This window comes from Nonomuraea sp. NPDC049625 (assembly GCF_040675285.1).
Classification (GTDB): Bacteria; Actinomycetota; Actinomycetes; order Streptosporangiales; family Streptosporangiaceae; genus Nonomuraea; species Nonomuraea angiospora_A.
Genome location: NZ_JBFAOQ010000006.1, coordinates 592705 through 610483 on the forward strand (window position 1 = coordinate 592705; position 17779 = coordinate 610483).

The following is a 17779-nucleotide window of genomic DNA, read 5'->3' on the forward strand; positions in this document are numbered from 1 at the left end:
ACAGGGGTTCTGGTCACCCGCCGTACGGGCGGGTCAAATCATTTAAGGGGGGAACACACCGGGCACCGGCCGCAGGCGATGCAGACGCGCGATGAGACGTCAGGTGCGTTTGGTACCAACGCCGGGATGCTATCTGAAATTCCCCGGACGGGCCCGGACCTTCCGCAACCCTCTATGGCACGCTGAAACGGCTGACGAGTCAACATCAGCCGTTTCAACAGAAAAGATCAGACATTGAATCCTAGCATACGGAGCTGATCGCGCCCTTCGTCGGTGATCTTGTCCGGGCCCCACGGCGGCAGCCAGACCCAGTTGATCTTGACGTCGGACACCATGCCGTCGAGCGCCGAGTGGGCCTGGTCCTCGATGACGTCGGTCAGCGGGCAGGCCGCGCTGGTCAGCGTCATGTCGATGGTGGCCACGGGCCGCGCGCCGTCGGCGGGGTCGAGGTTGAGCCCGTAAATGAGGCCCAGGTCGACCACGTTGATGCCGAGCTCGGGGTCCACGACGTCCTTGAGCGCCTCCATGACCTCTTCGACGGTGGTCTCGCCGTCGAAGTCGGTCGGAGTCTCCACCGGCTTACTCATCGGGCACTCCTCACTACCGCATCCTTGTAGGCCATCCACGAAAGCAGCGCGCATTTGACACGCGCCGGGAACTTGGCCACGCCCGCGAACGCGACCGCGTCGCCGAGCACCTCTTCGTCCGCCTCGACCTGTCCCCTGCCCTGCATCAGCCTGGTGAACTCGTCGACCACGGAGAGCGTCTCCTCGACCGTCGAGCCGGTGGTGAGCTCGTGCAGCACCGAGGCGGCGGCCTGGCTGATCGAACAGCCCTGTCCGTCGTAGGAGACGTCCAGGACCTTGCCGCCGTCGCCCACCTTCACCCTGAGCGTGATCTCGTCGCCGCACGTGGGGTTCACGTGGTGAACCTCGGCGTCGTACGGCTCACGCAGCCCCCGCCCCTGCGGGTGTTTGTAGTGCTCCAGGATCAGCTCCTGGTACATCGACTCGCCGATCATGGCTATGCGAACACCTTCTGAACGTGATGGAGGCCGCGGACCAGAGCGTCGATCTCGCCCGTGGTGTTGTACAGGTAGAACGACGCCCGCGTGGTCGCCGGTATTCCAAAGCGTAGGTGCAGGGGACGCGCGCAGTGGTGACCGACGCGTACGGCGACGCCGAACTGGTCGTCGAGGATCTGGCCGACGTCGTGCGGGTGGATGCCCGCCAGCGTGAACGACACCGTGCCGCCCCGCTGCTCCAGCGAGTCGGGCCCGATGAGGCGCAGGGTGGGCACCTCGCGCAGGGCGTCGAGCGCGTAGGCCGTCAGCGTGCGCTCGTGCGCCTCGATGGCCTCCATGCCGACCTCGGTGAGGTAGTCGACGGCCGCGCCCAGCCCGATGGCCTCGACGATCGGCGGCGTGCCGGCCTCGAACTTGTGCGGCACCGGCGCGTACGTCGAGTGGTCCATCCAGACCGCCTCGATCATCTCGCCGCCGCCCAGGAACGGGGGCATGGCGTCGAGCAGCTCGGCCTTGCCCCACAGGACGCCGATGCCCGACGGGCCGACCATCTTGTGGCCGGTGAAGGCCACGAAGTCGGCGCCCAGCTCGGTGACATTGACCGGGTGGTGCGGCACGGACTGCGACGCGTCCAGCATGATCAGCGCGCCGACCTCGTGCGCCCGCCTGGCCACCTCGGCGACCGGGTTGACGGTGCCGAGCACGTTGGACTGGTGGGCGATCGAGACGATCTTCGTCCGTTCGGTGATCACGGACGGGTCGTAGTCGAGCCGTCCCTCGTCGGTGACGCCGAACCACTTCAGCGTCGCGCCGGTGCGCTGCGCGAGCAGCTGCCACGGCACGATGTTGGAGTGGTGCTCCATCTCGGAGATGACGATCTCGTCGCCGGCCCCGAGCGTGAAGCGCGGATCAGTGTTGATGGGGTTGCCGAAGGCGTACGCGACGAGGTTGAGCGCCTCGGAGGCGTTCTTGGTGAAGATCACCTCGTCGCGCGACGGCGCCCCGACGAACGCGGCGACTCTGTCGCGGGCGCCCTCGTAGGCGTCGGTCGATTCGGCGCCGAGCACGTGCATGGCCCGTCCGACGTTGCTGTAGTGCAGCGCGAAGTGGTCACGCATGGTCTCGATGACCTGGTTGGGCTTCTGTGAGGAGTTGCCCGAGTCGAGATAGACGAGCGGGCGCCCGTCGGGCAGCTCGCGGGAGAAGACCGGGAAATCCTTCCTGATCTTCTCCACGTCAAAGCTGAGCTGTGTCATGCAGATGCCTTCGTGTACTGCTCGTAGCCCTCGGCCTCGAGCTTCTCGGCCAGCTCGGGGCCGCCCTCCTCGACGATCCGGCCGCCCGCGAAGACGTGGACGAAGTCCGGCTTCACGTAGCGCAGGATGCGGGTGTAGTGCGTGATCAGCAGCACGCCGGTCTCGCCGGAGGCGCGGAAGCGGTTGATGCCCTCCGACACCACGCGCAGCGCGTCGACGTCGAGGCCGGAGTCGGTCTCGTCGAGCACCGCGATCTTCGGCTTGAGCAGCTCGAGCTGGAGGATCTCGTGGCGCTTCTTCTCACCGCCGGAGAAGCCCTCGTTGAGGTTGCGCTGGGCGAAGGCGGCGTCGATGGACAGCGCGTCCATGCCGTTCTTGAGGTCCTTGGCGAACTCGCGCAGCTTCGGCGCCTCGCCGCGGACCGCGGTGACGGCCGAGCGCAGGAAGTTCGAGACCGACACGCCGGGGACCTCGACCGGGTACTGCATGGCCAGGAACAGGCCCGCGCGGGCCCGCTCGTCGACCGACAGCTCCAGCAGGTCCACACCGTCGAGCAGCACCTGGCCGCCGGTGATCGTGTATTTCGGGTGACCGGCGATCGCGTAGGCGAGCGTCGACTTGCCCGAGCCGTTGGGGCCCATGATGGCGTGGGTCTCGCCGGAGTTGACGGTCAGGTTGACGCCGCGCAGGATTTCTTTGTCCTCGACGGCGACGTGGAGGTCGCGGATCTCAAGGGTGGACATTGTTGTTATGACTCCTTCGAGAGCGAGACGAGCACGTCATCGCCGTCGATCTTGACTGTGTAGACGTTCACGGGCTGGGTCGCGGGCGGGCCGGTGGGCTTGCCGGAGCGCACGTCGAAGCACGAGCCGTGCAGCCAGCACTCCAGGGTGCCGTCGTAGACCTCGCCCTCGCTGAGCTTCACCTCGGCGTGGGAGCAGACGTCGCGCAGGGCGAACACCTCGCCGCCCTTGCGCACGAGCGCCACCGGCGTCTCGTCGACCTCCACCCCGATGACTCCCCCGTCGGGGATGTCGTCGAGCTTGCAGACCTTCTCGAACGAACTCATCTCGCGAGCTCCGCCTCCAGCGCGCTCAGCACGCGCTCGCGGATCTCCTCGACCTCGATCTTCTCGACGAGCTGGCCGAGGAAGCCCCTGATGACCAGGCGGCGGGCCTCGTCGTAGGGGATGCCGCGGGCCTGGAGGTAGAAGATGTGCTCGTCGTCGAGCCGGCCGGAGGCGGAGGCGTGCCCCGCCCCGGCGACCTCGCCGGTGAGGATCTCCAGGTTGGGCACCGAGTCGGCGCGGGCGCCGTCGGTCAGGATGAGGTTGCGGTTGAGCTCGTAGGTGTCGGTGCCCTCGGCCTCGACCCTGATGATCACGTCGCCGATCCAGACGGCGTGCGCGTCCTCGCCCTGCAGGGCGCCGCGGTAGTCGACGTTGCTCTTGCAGTTGGGCTGCGAGTGGTCGACCAGCAGGCGGTGCTCCAGGTGCTGCCCGGCGTCCACGAAGTAGACGCCCGACATGTCGGCGTCGCCGCCGGGAGCGGTGTAGGACACGTTGGGCGACAGGCGTACGAGGTCGCCGCCGAGCGTCACCGCGAAGCTGCGGAACGTCGCGTCCTTGGCCAGCTGCGCGTGGTGGTGGGAGACGTGGACCGCGTCGTCGTCCCAGTCCTGCAGGCTGACGACCCTGAGCGAGGCCCCGTCCCCGACGACGAACTCGATGTTGTCGGCGTAGACCGCGCTGCCCTTGTGGTCGAGCACGACCACGGCCTCGGCCAGCGGCTCCACCTTGACCACGATGTGGCCGTACGCGGCGCCGTCACCGGAGCCGGTGAGCGTGAGCACGGTCGGCTTGGAGGTGACGGCCTCGCGCGGCACCGTGATGACGGTGGCCTTCTCGAAGCTGTTCCACGCCTGGGCGCTGACCCGGTCGGTGGGCACGAAGGCCTTGCCGACCCGGGCGTCGTCGCGGCCGACCGTCTCGACCGTGACCTCGGGCGCCGCGTCGACGTCCACCCGGACGTGACCGACGGCCTCGGCCTTGCCGCTGTGCAGGCCCTTGAGGCGGGAGAGCGGCGTGAAGCGCCACGCCTCCTCGCGCCCGGTCGGGACCTCGAAGTCGCCCAGCTCGTAGGACGCCTTCTCGTGCAAGGTCGACAAGGGCTTCTCGTTCAGGCCCATCAGCCGACGGCTCCTTCCATCTGCAGCTCGATCAGCCGGTTGAGCTCGAGCGCGTATTCCATGGGCAGCTCACGCGCGATCGGCTCCACGAAGCCGCGCACGATCATCGCCATCGCCTCGTCCTCGTCGAGCCCGCGGCTCATGAGGTAGAACAGCTGGTCCTCGCTGACCTTGGAGACCGTGGCCTCGTGGCCCATCTTGACGTCGTCCTCGCGGACGTCGACGTAGGGGTAGGTGTCGGAGCGGCTGATCTGGTCGACCAGCAGGGCGTCGCACTTGACGGTGCTGGCGCTGCCGTGGGCGCCCTCCTCGATCTGCACGAGACCGCGGTAGGAGGTGCGGCCGCCGCCGCGCGCCACCGACTTGGAGATGACGCTGGAGCTGGTGTTGGGCGCCAGGTGCACCATCTTGGAGCCGGCGTCCTGGTGCTGGCCCTCGCCCGCGAACGCGACGCTCAGCGTCTCGCCCTTGGCGTGCTCGCCCATCAGGTAGACGGCCGGGTACTTCATCGTGACCTTGGAGCCGATGTTGCCGTCGATCCACTCCATGGTCGCGCCCTCGTAGGCCACGGCGCGCTTGGTGACCAGGTTGTAGACGTTGTTCGACCAGTTCTGGATGGTCGTGTAACGGCAGCGGGCGTTCTTCTTCACGATGATCTCGACGACCGCGCTGTGCAGCGAGTCGGAGGAGTAGATCGGCGCGGTGCAGCCCTCGACGTAATGGACGTAGCTGTTCTCGTCCACGATGATCAGGGTCCGCTCGAACTGGCCCATGTTCTCGGTGTTGATCCGGAAGTAGGCCTGCAGCGGGATCTCGACCTCGATGTTCGGCGGCACGTAGATGAACGAGCCACCGGACCACACGGCGCTGTTGAGGGCGGCGAACTTGTTGTCGCCCACCGGGATGACCGAGCCGAAGTATTCCTGGAAGATCTCCGGGTGCTCCTTCAGGCCCGTGTCGGTGTCGAGGAAGATGACGCCCTTCTCCTCGAGGTCCTCACGGATCTTGTGGTAGACGACCTCGGACTCGTACTGGGCGGCGACACCCGCGATGAGGCGCTGCTTCTCCGCCTCGGGGATGCCGAGCTTGTCGTAGGTGTTCTTGATGTCGGCGGGCAGCTCGTCCCAGGAAGCGGCCTGCTTCTCGGTGGAGCGCACGAAGTACTTGATGTTGTCGAAGTCGATGCCGGTGAGGTCAGAGCCCCAGGTGGGCAGCGGCTTGCGGTCGAACAGGCGGAGGCCCTTCAGGCGAAGGTCGAGCATCCACTCCGGCTCGTTCTTCAGAGCGGAGATGTTGCGGACGACCTCCTCGGACAGGCCGCGCTTGGCCGCCGCCCCGGCGGCATCCGGGTCGGCCCAGCCGAACTTGTAATTCCCGAGGCCTTCCAGCTCCGGGCGGTCGGTGACAGTCACCTTCCGGTCTCCTTGCTCTTGTCTCTATGTGCGGATTCACCCAGCGACTGTGGGCTCACATGTGTCGTGCAGACCCCGTCGCCGTGGGCGATGGTGGCCAGGCGCTGCACCGGGGTGCCGAGCAGCTGCGCGAACGCCTCCGTCTCGGCCTCACAGAGCTGCGGGAACTCCGCAGCCGCGTGGGCCACCGGGCAGTGGTGCTGGCAGAGCTGGTCGCCGCCCGACTTGGCCTTGCTGGCCGAGGCGGCATACCCCTCCGCCGACAGCGCCTGCGCCAGCACTTGTACGCGCTGGTCCGCCGGCACCGTCCGCATGACCGGCTCCAGCCGCTTGAGCAGGCTCGAGACCTGCAGGCGGGCGAAGTCGGCCACCGCTTCCTCTCCCATGCGCTCGGCCAGGAAGCGCAGCGCGCTCCCGGCGAGGTCGTCATAGGCGTGCTCGAAAGCACTGCGCCCCGCGTCGGTGATCGCGAACAGCTTGGCGGGGCGTCCGCGCCCGCGCTGCCCGCGCGGCCCGACCGTGCGAGGCTCTATCATTCCGTCAGCCAGCAGCGCGTCCAGGTGACGGCGGACGGCGGCGGGCGTGAGCCCCAGCCGCTCGCCCAGCGCGGCGGCCGCGACGGGACCATGCTCAAGGATCAGCCGGGCGACGCGGGCACGCGTGCTCCGCTCGCTTCCTGGCTCGATCCCTGGCATGTTTTTCACAACATCAGTGTGCCGTAATTCCTTCCCGGTTCACAAACGGATCTGAGCAGCCCGGGAATGGAATTTCTCACGCAGGGTAGCCTTACCTAACTCTTCCGCAGGAAGGCGAAGGTCAGGCTTGCGCAAAGGATGAGGCCCAGCATCACGCAGGCCATCGGCACGGCGCTGGTGGCGCCCGCGAGACCGACCAGCGGGGCCGCGGCCGCGCCGAGCGCGAACTGCAGCACGCCGAGCAGGGCCGAGGCGCTGCCGGCGATCTGCGCGGGCTGGCTGGCCAGGGCCAGCGCGCCGGTGGCCGGCATGACCAGGCCCTGGCCGAGCATGATGACGAACAGCCCGCCCACGATGCCCCACAGGCCGAGCCCGGTGAGCGCGGCGGTCAGCAGCAGCGAGGCGCCGGTCAGCGCGACGGCGAGCCCGGTGATCACGAGGGTCACCGGCGGCACCCGGCCCGACAGCCGGCCGCCGAGCTGGGCCATGGCGGTCAGGCCGAAGGCGTTGAGCCCGAAGATGAGCGAGTACTGCTGCGGCGTGGCGCCGTACACCTCCTGGAGCACGAACGGCGAGCCGGAGATGTAGCCGAACATGGCCGCGAACGCCAGGCTCGCGGTCAGCGCGGTGCCCATGAACGTCCGGTCGCGCAGGAGCCTGCCGAACGTGCCGACCGTGTGCTTGAGGCCGCCGCTCTCGCGCTCGGCCGCGGGCAGCGTCTCGCGCACGCCCCCCAGGACGGCCAGCAGCAGCACGATCCCGGCGACGCTGAGCGCCACGAAAACGCCGCGCCACGAGGTGAACTCCAGCAGCTGCGCGCCGGCGATGGGCGCCAGGATCGGCGCCAGGCCGCTGACCAGCATGAGCGTGGCGAAGATGCGGGCGATGGCGGCGCCGTCGTACAGGTCGCGGACGACCGCCCGCACGATCACCAGGGCCGCGCCGCCCAGCACGCCCTGCAGCAGGCGGAAGGCGATGAGCATGGGCACCGACGGCGCGAACGCGCACAGCAGCGAGGCGACCATGAAGCCGGCCACGCCCACGATCAGCGGTGTCCTGCGGCCGCGCACGTCGCTGACCGGACCGGCGATCACCTGGCCGATGGACACGCCGATGAGGCAGGCGGTGAGGGTGAGCTGGACCTGCGCCGGCGCGCTGAGCATCTCGGAGGTGATGGCGGGCAGCGCCGGGAGGTACATGTCGATGGACAGGGGCCCGATCGCCGACAAGGCGCCCAGGATCACCAACAGCAGCCCGCGGCTGCTCCCCCTCCGCTCGATCCCGATGGTGGACGTGGACGTGGCTTCAGCCGCCACGGACATGCGTGATCCCCTCTCCCTCGCAGGCCTTTGGCCCACGAGGGCCGAGAGATCAAACCAGGATCCGGTCCTCCGAATTCCCGGTCATCAGATATTTCACGCGATTTCGTGAAGCTGGATGACGGAGAACGTCGCGCCCTGGGGATCGGTGAGCATCGAGAACCGGCCGGGCGGCGCCTCCATCCCCCGCACCAGCACGCTCGCGCCGGCTCCCTCGGCCGCGGCCGTCGTGGCTTCGACGTCGGCGACCGCGAAGTACGTCATCCAGAACGACGGCGTCGCCGCCGGGTAGTCGGAGAACATCTCGACCATGCCCGCGACGGCCCGCTCCCCCATCTGCCACTCGGTGTACTTGATCCCGTCCATCTCCTGCAGCCGCGGCATCCAGCCGAAGACGGCCGGGTAGAAGCTCTCGGCGGCCGACGGGTCGCGCGTGACCAGCTCGTTCCAGCAGAACGAGACGGGCTCGTTGACCAATTGCGCGCCGTGGTGGTTGCCCGCCTGCCAGGCGGCCGCGTACGAGCCGTCAGGGGCCTGGAAGACCGTCATGACGCCTTCGTCGAAGACCGCCATCGGCTCCATGGTGACGGCGCCGCCGGCGTTCCTGACGCGCTCGGCGAGCGCGGCGGCGTCGTCGGTGGCGACGAACATGTTCCAGAACGAGGGCGACCCCGCGCCCATGACCGGCCCCAGCCCCGCGACCTGCCTGCCCTGGTAAAGGAACATCCCGTAGCCACCGGCCTCGGGGTCGTCGATCATGTCGGACTGCCAGCCGAAGACCTCACCGTAAAACCGGGCGGAAGCTTCGACGTCGGTGCTGGACAGGTCCACCCAGCACGGGACCCCCGGGTCGTACCCACTGCGTTGCGCCATTGCGCCCTCCTGCTACATGGAGCTCGTCGTCAGACTTTCACCTCTGTTGGCGCCTTTCTGGGAAATGGCCGGGTCAAGACATGTCCAAATCCGGCCAACCCCACCTGCGGCTCGAACTGCCTGCCCCAGTCCCTAAACTCGTGGCCATGGAGTCCCCAGCCGTCGAGATCATCGGCCTGGTCAAACGCTACGGCGGCATCACGGCCGTGGACGGCCTCACGCTGCGCGCCGAGCGGGGCGCGGTGACCGCCGTGCTCGGGCCCAACGGCGCGGGCAAGACGTCCACGGTGGAGATCTGCGAGGGGTTCCGCAGGGCCGACGCGGGCACCGTCCGCGTGCTCGGCCTGACGCCCACGCTGCCCGAGCTGCGGCCGCGGGTGGGGGTCATGCTGCAGTCGGGCGGCGTGCCGCCCGCCATGCGCTGCGCCGAATGGCTGCGCCTGGTCTCGCGCTTCTACGCCCGTCCCCTCGACGCGGGAGCCCTGCTGACGCGGCTGGGGCTGGCCGATCACGTACGCACCCCCTACCGGCGGTTGTCGGGCGGGCAGCAGCAGCGGCTTTCGCTGGCCGCGGCCGTCGTCGGGCGGCCCGAGCTGGTCTTCCTCGACGAGCCGACGGCCGGGCTCGACCCGCAGGCCCGGCACGCCTGCTGGGAGCTGGTGGGCGAGCTGCGCGGGGCGGGCGTGTCGGTGGTGCTGACCACGCACCACATGGACGAGGCCGAGCGGCTGGCGGACCAGGTGGTGATCATCGACAAGGGGCGGGTGGTGGCCGAGGGCAGCCCGGCCTCGCTGACGGGCGCCGAGCGGCAGCTGCGCTTCCGGGCCCGGCCGGGGCTGGCGCTGGAGGAGCTGCTCAACGCGCTCCCCACGGGCAGCGCGGCCAAGGAGTCGCCCGCCGGGCACTACATCATCGAGGGTCAGGTGGGTCCCGAGCTGCTGGCCACGGTGACCGCCTGGTGCGCGGCCGAGGGCGTCACGGCCGACGATCTGCGCATCGAGCGCCGCACGCTGGAGGACGTCTTCCTGGAGCTGACGGGCAGGGAGCTGCGATGACCGGATCGGAGCGCGCGCCCGCCGGGCAGATCGCGCTGGACTTCACGCCCGCGCCCGGGGCGGCGCCGTTCCCGCGGATGGTCCTCGCCCAGGCGGGCGCGGAGATCCGGGCGATGCTGCGCAACGGCGAGCAGCTGCTGCTCACCCTGATCATCCCGGTGCTGCTGCTGACCGGGTTCTCGCTGGCGCCGCTGATCGACATCGGCGGCGGCAGGCGCATCGACTTCCTGGCGCCCGGCGTGCTGGCGCTGGCCGTCATGTCCACGGCCTTCACCGGCCAGGCCATCGCGACCGGCTTCGAGCGCCGCTACGGCGTGCTGAAGCGGCTGGGCGCGACCCCGCTGTCCAGGGCCGGGCTCATGCTCGCCAAGACGTCCGCCGTGGTGGCCGTGGAGGTCATCCAGGCCGTGGTGATCGTGTGCGTCGGCCTGGCGCTGGGGTGGCGGCCGCACGGGTCGTTCCTGAGCGCGGCGCTGCTCATCGTGCTGGGCACGGCGGCCTTCAGCGGGCTGGGGCTGCTCATGGCCGGCACCCTGCGCGCGGAGGCCACCCTGGCCGCCGCCAACCTCGTCTACCTGCTGCTGCTGGGGGCCGGCGGGGTGATCTTCCCGCTGTCGAAGTTCCCCGAGGGCATGCGCCAGGTCCTGGAGCTGCTGCCCATCTCCGCCCTGACCGGCGGCCTGCGCGCGGTCCTCTCTCAGGGCGCCGCGCTGCCCCTCGGCCCGCTGGCCGTGCTGGCCGTGTGGGCGGTGCTGTCGCTGGGTCTGGTCTCGCGTACGTTCCGCTGGGAGTAGCTCGGCTCACCCGGTCCGGGGCAGCTCGCCGTGCAGGGTGCCGTAACGACGCCTGGTGAGCGCGGCCGCGGCCGTCAGCGGGATCGCGGCGGCGGCCGCCAGGCCGAACAGCAGGGCGTAGCGGCCGTGCTCGGCCAGCGGGCCGGCCGCCCACGACGCGACCGCGCTGCCCACGAAGAGCGCGCAGGCGAAGAAGGCGATCGTCGTCCCCCTGGCCTCGGGCACCACTGACGTCGCCCACGTCTGCAGCGAGGAGTGCAGGAAGGACCAGCCGCCGCCGAGCAGCAGCGCCGTGACCGCCACGGTGGCCATGTCCACGTGCACGGCGACGATCGCGAACCCGGCGCAGAGCTGCGCCCCGCCCACCGTCATCAACGCGGGAGTGGGCCAGCGCCCCGACAGCCGCCTGACGAGCTTCGTGAACAACCACAGGCCCAGCCCGTACGCGGTGATGGCGAGCCCGGCCACGGCGGCGGCGTACCCCGCGTGCTCCAGGGCGGTGGCCAGGAACGGCATGGCGCCGAGCATGATCGCGCCCTCGACGAACGCGAGCCCGAACACCAGCAGCGCCCAGCCGTGCCCGAGCACCGCGCCCAGGTACCGGCCGACACCGAACCCCCGGCCGTGCGGGAGTGAGCGGGACGGCTCCGGCAGCGAGCGCAGCGCGAGCGCGCAGGCCAGGGCGCAGGCGGCGGGCACGGTGAACGCCACCCGCCAGTCCACCAGGCCCGCGAGCACCCCGCTCAGCCCGGTGGCCAGGGCCGTGCCGAGGGCGGCGGCGCCCATCAGATCGGTCAGCGCGCGTTGCCGGGTCGACGGCTCCACGGTGTCGCCCACGTACGTCAGCCCGGTCGGGATCACCGCGCCGAAGCAGGCGCCCGTCACGATCCTGGCCACCACCAGCGCCCCCAGGACCGGCATCAGCGCCGAGGCCAGCCCCGCCAGCGCCGCGCCGAACAGCGTCCCGCGCATCACCCGCACCCGGCCGAACCGGTCGGACAGCAGCCCCCACAGCGGCTGGGTGAGCCCGTAGGCGAGGTAGTAGCCGCTGGCGGCCGCGACGGCGGCGGACAGCGGGACCTTCAGGTCCACCGCGATCAGCACGAGCATGGGGCTCACGGCGAAGCGGTCGAAGCTGCTGACGAACGAGGCCGCGGACAGGGCCAGCGGCGGCCGGGCGAGACTCGTGGGGGACTTCATACGATCAATGATCCAAGAGCCATCCAGAACACCCTATGTCGGGTCATGTCGCAGGCCACGAGTACGCTCTGACCGTCATCCCCTGAAGCCCGTGAGGAGTCCTGTGACCGCGTTCGCCCTCGACGATCCCTTCGATCGCGGCTCCGGCCTGCCCAGGCCGGGAAACCTGCTGCGCACGGCCGCCGACTCGATCCCGCCGTCCGGGCTCGTGCTGCTGGCCATCGTCTCGGTGCAGCTGGGCGCCGGGTTCGCGAAGGAGCTGTTCGCGGCGCTGCCGCCGAGCGCGGTGGTGTTCCTCCGGATCACGGCCGGGGCGCTGATCATGGGGGCGCTCGTCCGGCCCCGGCTGAAGGGCCTGTCCTGGCGCGACTGGGCGGTGGGGATCGGGTTCGGGGTGACGCTCGCCCTCATGAACCTGACGTTCTACGAGGCTTTGTCGCGGCTGCCGATGGGGATCGCGGTGGCCATCGAGTTCCTGGGGCCGCTGGGGGTGGCCGTGGCGGCCTCGCGGCGCAGGATCGACCTGCTGTGGATCGGCCTGGCGGGCGCGGGTGTGGTGCTGCTGGCGCCATGGGGGCAGTCGGCGTCGGTGAGCTGGCTCGGCATCGGGTTCGCGATGCTGGCGGCCGTCGGCTGGGCCGGGTACATCCTGCTGTCGGCGGCGGCCGGGCAGCGATTTCCCGGGACGAGCGGGCTGTCGTTCGCGATGATCGTGTCGGCCCTGGTGGTCGCCCCCGTCGGCATCGCGACGGGCGGGGCGGAGCTGTTGCAGCCGGAGTTGCTGCTGATCGGGCTCGGCGTGGGGCTGCTGTCGTCGGTGATCCCGTACTCGCTCGAACTCCAGGCGCTGCGGCGGATGCCCAAGCACGTGTTCGGCATCCTCATGAGCCTGGAGCCGGCCGTGGCGGCGCTGATCGGCGTGATGCTGCTGAACGAGGTCCTGCACGCGCAGCAGTGGGGGGCGATCGTCTGCATCGTGGCCGCCAGTCTGGGATCGACCCGGCGGCGCAAGGTCTGACGCGGGAGCTGTGGCGGGCCGCCGCGCGCCCGTGGGATGGGGTCTCGGGCGCGCGGCGGAGGGCTCGGCTTTGGTGGGCGGGGTAGGCCGAGCCCATGGAAGGTCAGCGGAGTGCGGGTGTCCGCGTGACCAGGCATGCGCCACCCACCGGAATCGGTGGTGGCCGGTCCGCTTGGGACCTGGACGACGGGGCCGCCGGCGGACGCTTGGGGCGTCGCTCTTTCGACCCGAGATGAGAGTACCGCCATCCCGGTCCGCGCGATCCCCGAATGTCAGAACTTAGTGGGCGAAAAACGGACGAGTCCACCCGTGGGCGGCTCCTCAGTGCTCGGCCCAGATCCCCCGCACGTGGCCGATGTGCTCCTTCATGAGGTGTTCGACGGCCTGGCGGTCGCCGCTCTTGAGGGCGTCGAGCAGCGCCAGGTGCTCCCTGGCCGACTCGCCCAGCACGTCGCGCTCCCGCAGCTGGGACAGGCCGTAGAGCCTGGCCCTGTTGCGCAGGTCGCGCACCACCTCGACCAGGTGGGCGTTGCCCGCCAGGGTCAGCAGCTCGACGTGGAAGCGCAGGTCGGCGTCCACGTACGCGAGCAGGTCACCGCGTTCGGCGGCCGAGACGATCTCCTCGGCGACGGGCCTGAGCCGCTCGAGCTCCGCCTCCCGCGCGCCGCCGGCCAGCCGGGCGACGGTGGGCACCTCGATCAGCTGGCGGATCTCGGTGAGCTCGTCGAGGTCGCGGTCGGACAGCTCGGTCACCCGGAAGCCCTTGTTGCGCACCGCCTCGACCAGGCCCTCCTTGGCGAGGTCGAGCATGGCCTCGCGCACCGGCGTGGCCGACACGCCGAACTGGGCGGCCAGCACCGGCGCGGAGTAGACCACTCCCGGCCGCATCTCGCCGGTGATCAGCGCGGCACGCAGCGCGTGCGCGACCTGCTCGCGCAGGCTCTGCCGCTCCCCCACCATCGGCAGGTCGAGCCGGTCCTCGGCAGCCATCCAATCTCCTTTCTTGCTCACAAGAAATCTGCTCATCAGCCTGCCGCCCTACTGTGGCACCTCGGGCGATGCCGCAGCGGCAGGCCGCTTCGCAGATTTCTCATGAGACTTCCACGCCTCGTACGCGGCGGCCGCGACCACGAGGTCCTCCCAGGCCATGCCCGTGCTCTTGAACACGCGCGGCCCCGTGCCGGCGACCACCCGACCCGCGACGAGGTCGGCGAGGTTGCCCGCGAGATGACCAGCGGTGATCGTGCCCTCGCGGATCGGGATGAGCAGATCGCCCGCCTCCTCCAGGGCGGCCGCCCTGGCCTCGACGACCACGGTGGCGCGGGCGATGAGGTCGCCGTCGAGCTCGCGGGCGCCGGGCTCGTGCGACCCGACCGCGACGACGGTGCCGCCGTCGCGGGCGAGCTTACCCGGGAACAGCGGTTCTCTCGCTGTCGTGCAGCACGCGACGACGTCGGCCCCGGCCAGTGCCTCCGCCGCGTCGGACCGCCGCAGGGCGCGGGCGGTCAGGCCGACCGCGCGGCAGCGGCCGGCGAGCGCCTCCGCGCGGTCCTGGTCGCGCCCGACCACGGTCACGTCCTCGATGGGCCGCACCTCCCGCAGGGCGAGCACGTGACCCCACGCCTGCGGGCCGCTCCCGAACACCACCAGCCGCCGGGCGTCCCCGTCCGCCAGGTGGCTGACGGCGAGCGCCGAGACGGCGGGGGTGCGCAGGGAGGTGAGCGCGATCCCGTCCAGGGCCGCGAGCGGGGTCAGGGTGTCGCCGTCGAACAGCAGGTACGTCCCCTGGATCCGGGGCAGCTCGCGATCGGGGTTGCCGGGCGCGATGGTGACGGCCTTCACCCCCGCGTACCGTCCGGCCGCGGCGGGCATGAGCAGGAGCTGCCCGGCCGGCAGGTCCACGATCGGCCGCTGCGGCGTGGCCTCGGGGTCGAGGCCGGCGCGCAGGGCGTCCTCCAGGATCCGTACGGCGCGCCCCATCGGCACCAGCCGCTCCACCGTGGCGGCGTCGAGATATGGCAGTCCGGTCATCGCAGCGTGAACCCCACACCCATCGGATCGTCGGAATCGAGCTCGAAGACGTGCCGCCCGGTCCGGTAGGCCATGCCTTCGATCTCCGGGACGACCCCCTCGTCGCGTACCTCGGCCACGCGCGCCAGGAAGGTGCTCCCGACGACGCTGTCATGGATCAGGGGCGCGCGCAGCCCCGAGTCGTGCAGCAGCGCCATCCGCGCCGCCGTGCCCGACCCGCAGGGCGAGCGGTCCACCTCCCCGTCGGCGAACACCGTCACGTTCCGCTGGTGCGCGGCCCCGTCCCGGTCCGGCAGCTCGTCGTAGAAGATCACGCCGTAGACGCCGGACAGCCGGTCGTCGGACGGGTGCCGGGCGGCCGGATGGTCCGCCAGGTCCGCCTTGATGCGGCGGGCGTGGCCGATGAGCGCCGTCAGGTTCGCGGGCTCCACGGACAGGCCCACCGCCGCGGCGGGCAGCGACGCGTAGATCGCGCCGCCGTACGAGACGTCGACCTTGGTCCTGGCGGCGGCCACGTCCCGCGCCACCACGAACGACGGCACGCTGACGAACGTCACCCCGGTCACCTTGCCCCCGGAGCAGCGCACCCGCGCCGTGACGCGCCCCGATGGCACGTCGACGACCACGTCGGTCTCCCCGTCGGGGTCGGCGGCCACCAGCCCCTCGTGCACGGCGTAGGCGCCGAGCGCGATGGTGCCGTGGCCGCAGGCGGTGGAGAACCCGTCCTTGTGCCAGAACAGCGCCCCGAACGCGGCCCCCGGGTCGTCCGGCGGGACGAGGAAGCAGCCGTACATGTCGGCGTGGCCGCGCGGCTCCTGGCACAGCAGCCGCCGCACGTCGTCGAAGCGGGGGTCGGCGGCGGCGGTGGAGCGGCGCGAGAGCACGTCCGCCCCGGGGACCTCGGGCACGCCGCCGGTCACGATCCGGAACGGCTCCCCGCCCGTGTGGTAGTCGGTCGTCGTGATCGTGGTCCCGGCCAGGCCGGAACCGCGATCGTCACGCTCGCTCACAGCTCGAACCCGGCGGGGAACGGGTCGCGCGGGTCCAGGAAGTATTGGGCGGTGCCGGTGACCCAGGCGCGGCCGGTGATCGAGGGCACGACGGCCGGCTCGCCGCCCACGGTGGTCTCCTCCAGCAGCCGCCCGATGAACCGGGTCCCGATGAACGACTCGTTCACGAAGTCCCGGCCGAGCGGCAGCTCCCCTCTGGCGTGCAGTTGCGCCATCCGCGCGCTGGTGCCGGTGCCGCACGGCGAGCGGTCGAACCAGCCCGGGTGGATGGCCATGGCGTGCCGCGAGTGGTGGGCGTCCGAGCCAGGGGCGGCGAAGTAGACGTGGTGACAGCCGCGGATGCGGTCGTCCTCGCGGTGGACGGGCTCGTCGACCGCGTTGATCGCCTCCATGGTGGCCAGGCCGGCGGCGATGATCTCGTTCTTGGCCCTGCGGTCGAAGGGCAGGCCGTAGGAGTCGAGGTCGACGACGGCGTAGAAGTTGCCGCCGTACGCGAGGTCGTACGGGATCTCCCCGAACCCGGGCACCTTCACGACGGCGTCCAGCCGGTCGCTGTAGGAGGGCACGTTGCGCAGCGTCACCGCCATGGCCTGGCCGTCCTCGACGGCCACGTCCACCTCGACGAGCCCGGCGGGCACCTCCAGGCGCACGGTGGTGACCGGCTCCACGACCTCGACCATGCCCGTCTCGACGAGCACGGTGGCCACGCCGATGGTGCCGTGCCCGCACATCGGCAGCAGCCCCGACACCTCGATGAACAGCACGCCGTAGTCCGCGTCCGGCCTGGTGGGCGGCTGCAGGATGGCGCCGCTCATGGCGGAGTGGCCGCGCGGCTCGGTCATCAGCAGGGTGCGGATGTGGTCGAGGTTGTCACGGAAGTAGACGCGCCGCTCGGCCATGCTCGCGCCCGGGATCACGCCTATCCCGCCGGTGATGACGCGGGTGGGCATGCCCTCGGTGTGGGAGTCGACGGCGTGGAAAACGCGTTTTGTCCTCATCGCAGCCCTTCTGCCAGTGCCTTCTCGGTCGCCGCTCGCACGATAGCGGCCTGCTCGTCCGTCAGCGGCTGCCTGGGCTGCCTGCACGGACCGCCGTGGCGGCCCGCGAGGTCCATGGACAGCTTGATGGCCTGGACGAACTCCGTCTTGGAGTCCCAGCGCAGCAGGGGGTGCAGGGTCCTGTAAAGAGGCAGCGCGGTCTCCAGGTCGCCGGCGACGGCGGCGCGGTAGAGCGCGGCGTTGGAGACGGGCAGCGCGTTGGGGTAGCCGGCGATCCAGCCGACGGCCCCGGCCACGGCGAGCTCGAGCAGCACGTCGTCGGAGCCGATCAGCAGGTCCAGCTCGGGGGCCAGCTCGGCCAGCTCGTACGCACGCCGCACGTCGCCGCTGAACTCCTTGATCGCCACGATCAGCCCCTCCTCGTGCAGCTTGGCCAGCAGCGCGGGAGTCAGGTCCACCTTGGTGTCGTACGGGTTGTTGTAGGCCACGACGGGCAGGCCCACCTTGGCGACCTCGCGGTAGTGCTCGATGACGGCCCGTTCGTCGGCGCGGTAGGAGTTGGGCGGCAGCAGGAGCAGCGAACCGCAGCCGGCCTCGGCCGCCTGCTCGGCCCACCGGCGCGACTCCGCGGCGCCGTACGCGCCCACTCCGGCCATCACCCGGCGCCCGCCCACGGCCTGGACGGCGGTCTCGACCACCTTGGCCCGCTCCTCCGCGGTGAGCGTCTGGTACTCGCCCAGCGAACCGTTGACCGCCACGCCGTCGCAGTCGTTCTCGACCAGCCAGCGGCAGTGGTCGGCGTAACCGTCGTAGTCGACGGAGAGGTCGTCGCGCAGGGGCAGCGCGGTGGCCACCATGATGCCGTGCCAGGCTTTGGTGCGGTTGTCCATCGGAAAGTCCTCCATGT

Annotated in this window: 19 protein-coding genes; 3 read left to right on the forward strand and 16 right to left on the reverse strand. The window is 70.7% G+C overall.

Annotated elements, in window-relative coordinates; translation table 11 throughout:
* Positions 1 to 227 precede the first annotated feature (227 nt).
* The 10 genes from AB0J87_RS28660 to AB0J87_RS28705 form a co-directional block, all read right to left on the reverse strand.
* Positions 228 to 587 (reverse strand): metal-sulfur cluster assembly factor, encoded by a 360-nt coding sequence (locus AB0J87_RS28660; protein WP_350740061.1) that lies wholly within the window; start codon positions 585 to 587, stop codon positions 228 to 230.
* The gene (sufU, locus tag AB0J87_RS28665) at positions 584 to 1021 is read right to left on the reverse strand and encodes a Fe-S cluster assembly sulfur transfer protein SufU (RefSeq protein WP_363970008.1); all 438 of its coding nucleotides are present in this window, start codon (positions 1019 to 1021) and stop codon (positions 584 to 586) included. The genes AB0J87_RS28660 and sufU overlap by 4 nt, the downstream gene beginning before the upstream one ends.
* Positions 1022 to 1023: 2 nt before the next feature.
* Positions 1024 to 2280, reverse strand: coding sequence for a cysteine desulfurase (locus AB0J87_RS28670; RefSeq protein ID WP_363970010.1), 1257 nt, complete (start codon positions 2278 to 2280; stop codon positions 1024 to 1026).
* On the reverse strand, positions 2277 to 3023 hold the full coding sequence (gene sufC, locus AB0J87_RS28675; RefSeq protein WP_363970012.1) for a Fe-S cluster assembly ATPase SufC: 747 nt from the start codon (positions 3021 to 3023) through the stop codon (positions 2277 to 2279). The genes AB0J87_RS28670 and sufC overlap by 4 nt, the downstream gene beginning before the upstream one ends.
* A gap of 5 nt (positions 3024 to 3028) precedes the next feature.
* Positions 3029 to 3349, reverse strand: coding sequence for a non-heme iron oxygenase ferredoxin subunit (locus AB0J87_RS28680; RefSeq protein ID WP_350740049.1), 321 nt, complete (start codon positions 3347 to 3349; stop codon positions 3029 to 3031).
* Positions 3346 to 4467 carry a Fe-S cluster assembly protein SufD gene (gene sufD / locus AB0J87_RS28685; protein WP_363970015.1) on the reverse strand — a complete coding sequence of 374 codons (1122 nt, stop codon included), beginning with the start codon at positions 4465 to 4467 and terminating at the stop codon, positions 3346 to 3348. Before sufD ends, AB0J87_RS28680 begins: the two co-directional genes overlap by 4 nt.
* Positions 4467 to 5879: a Fe-S cluster assembly protein SufB gene (gene sufB, locus AB0J87_RS28690; protein WP_350740043.1), complete on the reverse strand. Its 1413-nt coding sequence runs from the start codon at positions 5877 to 5879 to the stop codon at positions 4467 to 4469. Before sufB ends, sufD begins: the two co-directional genes overlap by 1 nt.
* Positions 5876 to 6574 (reverse strand): metalloregulator ArsR/SmtB family transcription factor, encoded by a 699-nt coding sequence (locus AB0J87_RS28695; protein WP_185079281.1) that lies wholly within the window; start codon positions 6572 to 6574, stop codon positions 5876 to 5878. The genes sufB and AB0J87_RS28695 overlap by 4 nt, the downstream gene beginning before the upstream one ends.
* A gap of 95 nt (positions 6575 to 6669) precedes the next feature.
* Positions 6670 to 7896: a multidrug effflux MFS transporter gene (locus AB0J87_RS28700; protein ID WP_363970017.1), complete on the reverse strand. Its 1227-nt coding sequence runs from the start codon at positions 7894 to 7896 to the stop codon at positions 6670 to 6672.
* A 93-nt stretch (positions 7897 to 7989) separates the two neighbouring features.
* Positions 7990 to 8766: a VOC family protein gene (locus AB0J87_RS28705; protein WP_363970019.1), complete on the reverse strand. Its 777-nt coding sequence runs from the start codon at positions 8764 to 8766 to the stop codon at positions 7990 to 7992.
* Positions 8767 to 8912: 146 nt separating this feature from the next.
* Here AB0J87_RS28705 and AB0J87_RS28710 point away from each other — a divergent pair, with 146 nt between their 5' ends.
* Positions 8913 to 9821 (forward strand): ABC transporter ATP-binding protein, encoded by a 909-nt coding sequence (locus AB0J87_RS28710; protein WP_355200642.1) that lies wholly within the window; start codon positions 8913 to 8915, stop codon positions 9819 to 9821.
* On the forward strand, positions 9818 to 10615 hold the full coding sequence (locus AB0J87_RS28715) for an ABC transporter permease (RefSeq protein ID WP_363970022.1): 798 nt from the start codon (positions 9818 to 9820) through the stop codon (positions 10613 to 10615). Before AB0J87_RS28710 ends, AB0J87_RS28715 begins: the two co-directional genes overlap by 4 nt.
* 6 nt (positions 10616 to 10621) lie before the next feature.
* On the opposite strand, the gene AB0J87_RS28720 is transcribed toward AB0J87_RS28715, so the two are convergent.
* Positions 10622 to 11815, reverse strand: a complete 1194-nt coding sequence (locus tag AB0J87_RS28720) for an MFS transporter (RefSeq protein ID WP_363970024.1) — start codon at positions 11813 to 11815, stop codon at positions 10622 to 10624.
* Positions 11816 to 11918: 103 nt separating this feature from the next.
* Between AB0J87_RS28720 and AB0J87_RS28725 the strand changes: the two genes are divergently transcribed.
* Complete coding sequence (locus AB0J87_RS28725) at positions 11919 to 12833, forward strand: EamA family transporter (RefSeq protein ID WP_363970026.1); 915 nt, start codon at positions 11919 to 11921, stop codon at positions 12831 to 12833.
* 321 nt (positions 12834 to 13154) lie between these two features.
* Here the strand turns inward: AB0J87_RS28725 and AB0J87_RS28730 are convergent, their stop codons facing one another.
* From AB0J87_RS28730 to AB0J87_RS28750, 5 genes are read right to left on the reverse strand one after another with little or no spacing between them, the layout of a single operon-like run.
* Positions 13155 to 13823, reverse strand: coding sequence for a GntR family transcriptional regulator (locus AB0J87_RS28730; RefSeq protein ID WP_350740024.1), 669 nt, complete (start codon positions 13821 to 13823; stop codon positions 13155 to 13157).
* A 48-nt stretch (positions 13824 to 13871) separates the two neighbouring features.
* Positions 13872 to 14864: an ornithine cyclodeaminase family protein gene (locus AB0J87_RS28735; protein WP_363970028.1), complete on the reverse strand. Its 993-nt coding sequence runs from the start codon at positions 14862 to 14864 to the stop codon at positions 13872 to 13874.
* The gene (locus AB0J87_RS28740; RefSeq protein ID WP_350740018.1) at positions 14861 to 15874 is read right to left on the reverse strand and encodes a proline racemase family protein; all 1014 of its coding nucleotides are present in this window, start codon (positions 15872 to 15874) and stop codon (positions 14861 to 14863) included. The genes AB0J87_RS28735 and AB0J87_RS28740 overlap by 4 nt, the downstream gene beginning before the upstream one ends.
* Positions 15871 to 16872 (reverse strand): proline racemase family protein, encoded by a 1002-nt coding sequence (locus AB0J87_RS28745; RefSeq protein ID WP_363970030.1) that lies wholly within the window; start codon positions 16870 to 16872, stop codon positions 15871 to 15873. The genes AB0J87_RS28740 and AB0J87_RS28745 overlap by 4 nt, the downstream gene beginning before the upstream one ends.
* Positions 16869 to 17762: a dihydrodipicolinate synthase family protein gene (locus AB0J87_RS28750; RefSeq protein WP_363970032.1), complete on the reverse strand. Its 894-nt coding sequence runs from the start codon at positions 17760 to 17762 to the stop codon at positions 16869 to 16871. Before AB0J87_RS28750 ends, AB0J87_RS28745 begins: the two co-directional genes overlap by 4 nt.
* Positions 17763 to 17779: the final 17 nt, after the last annotated feature.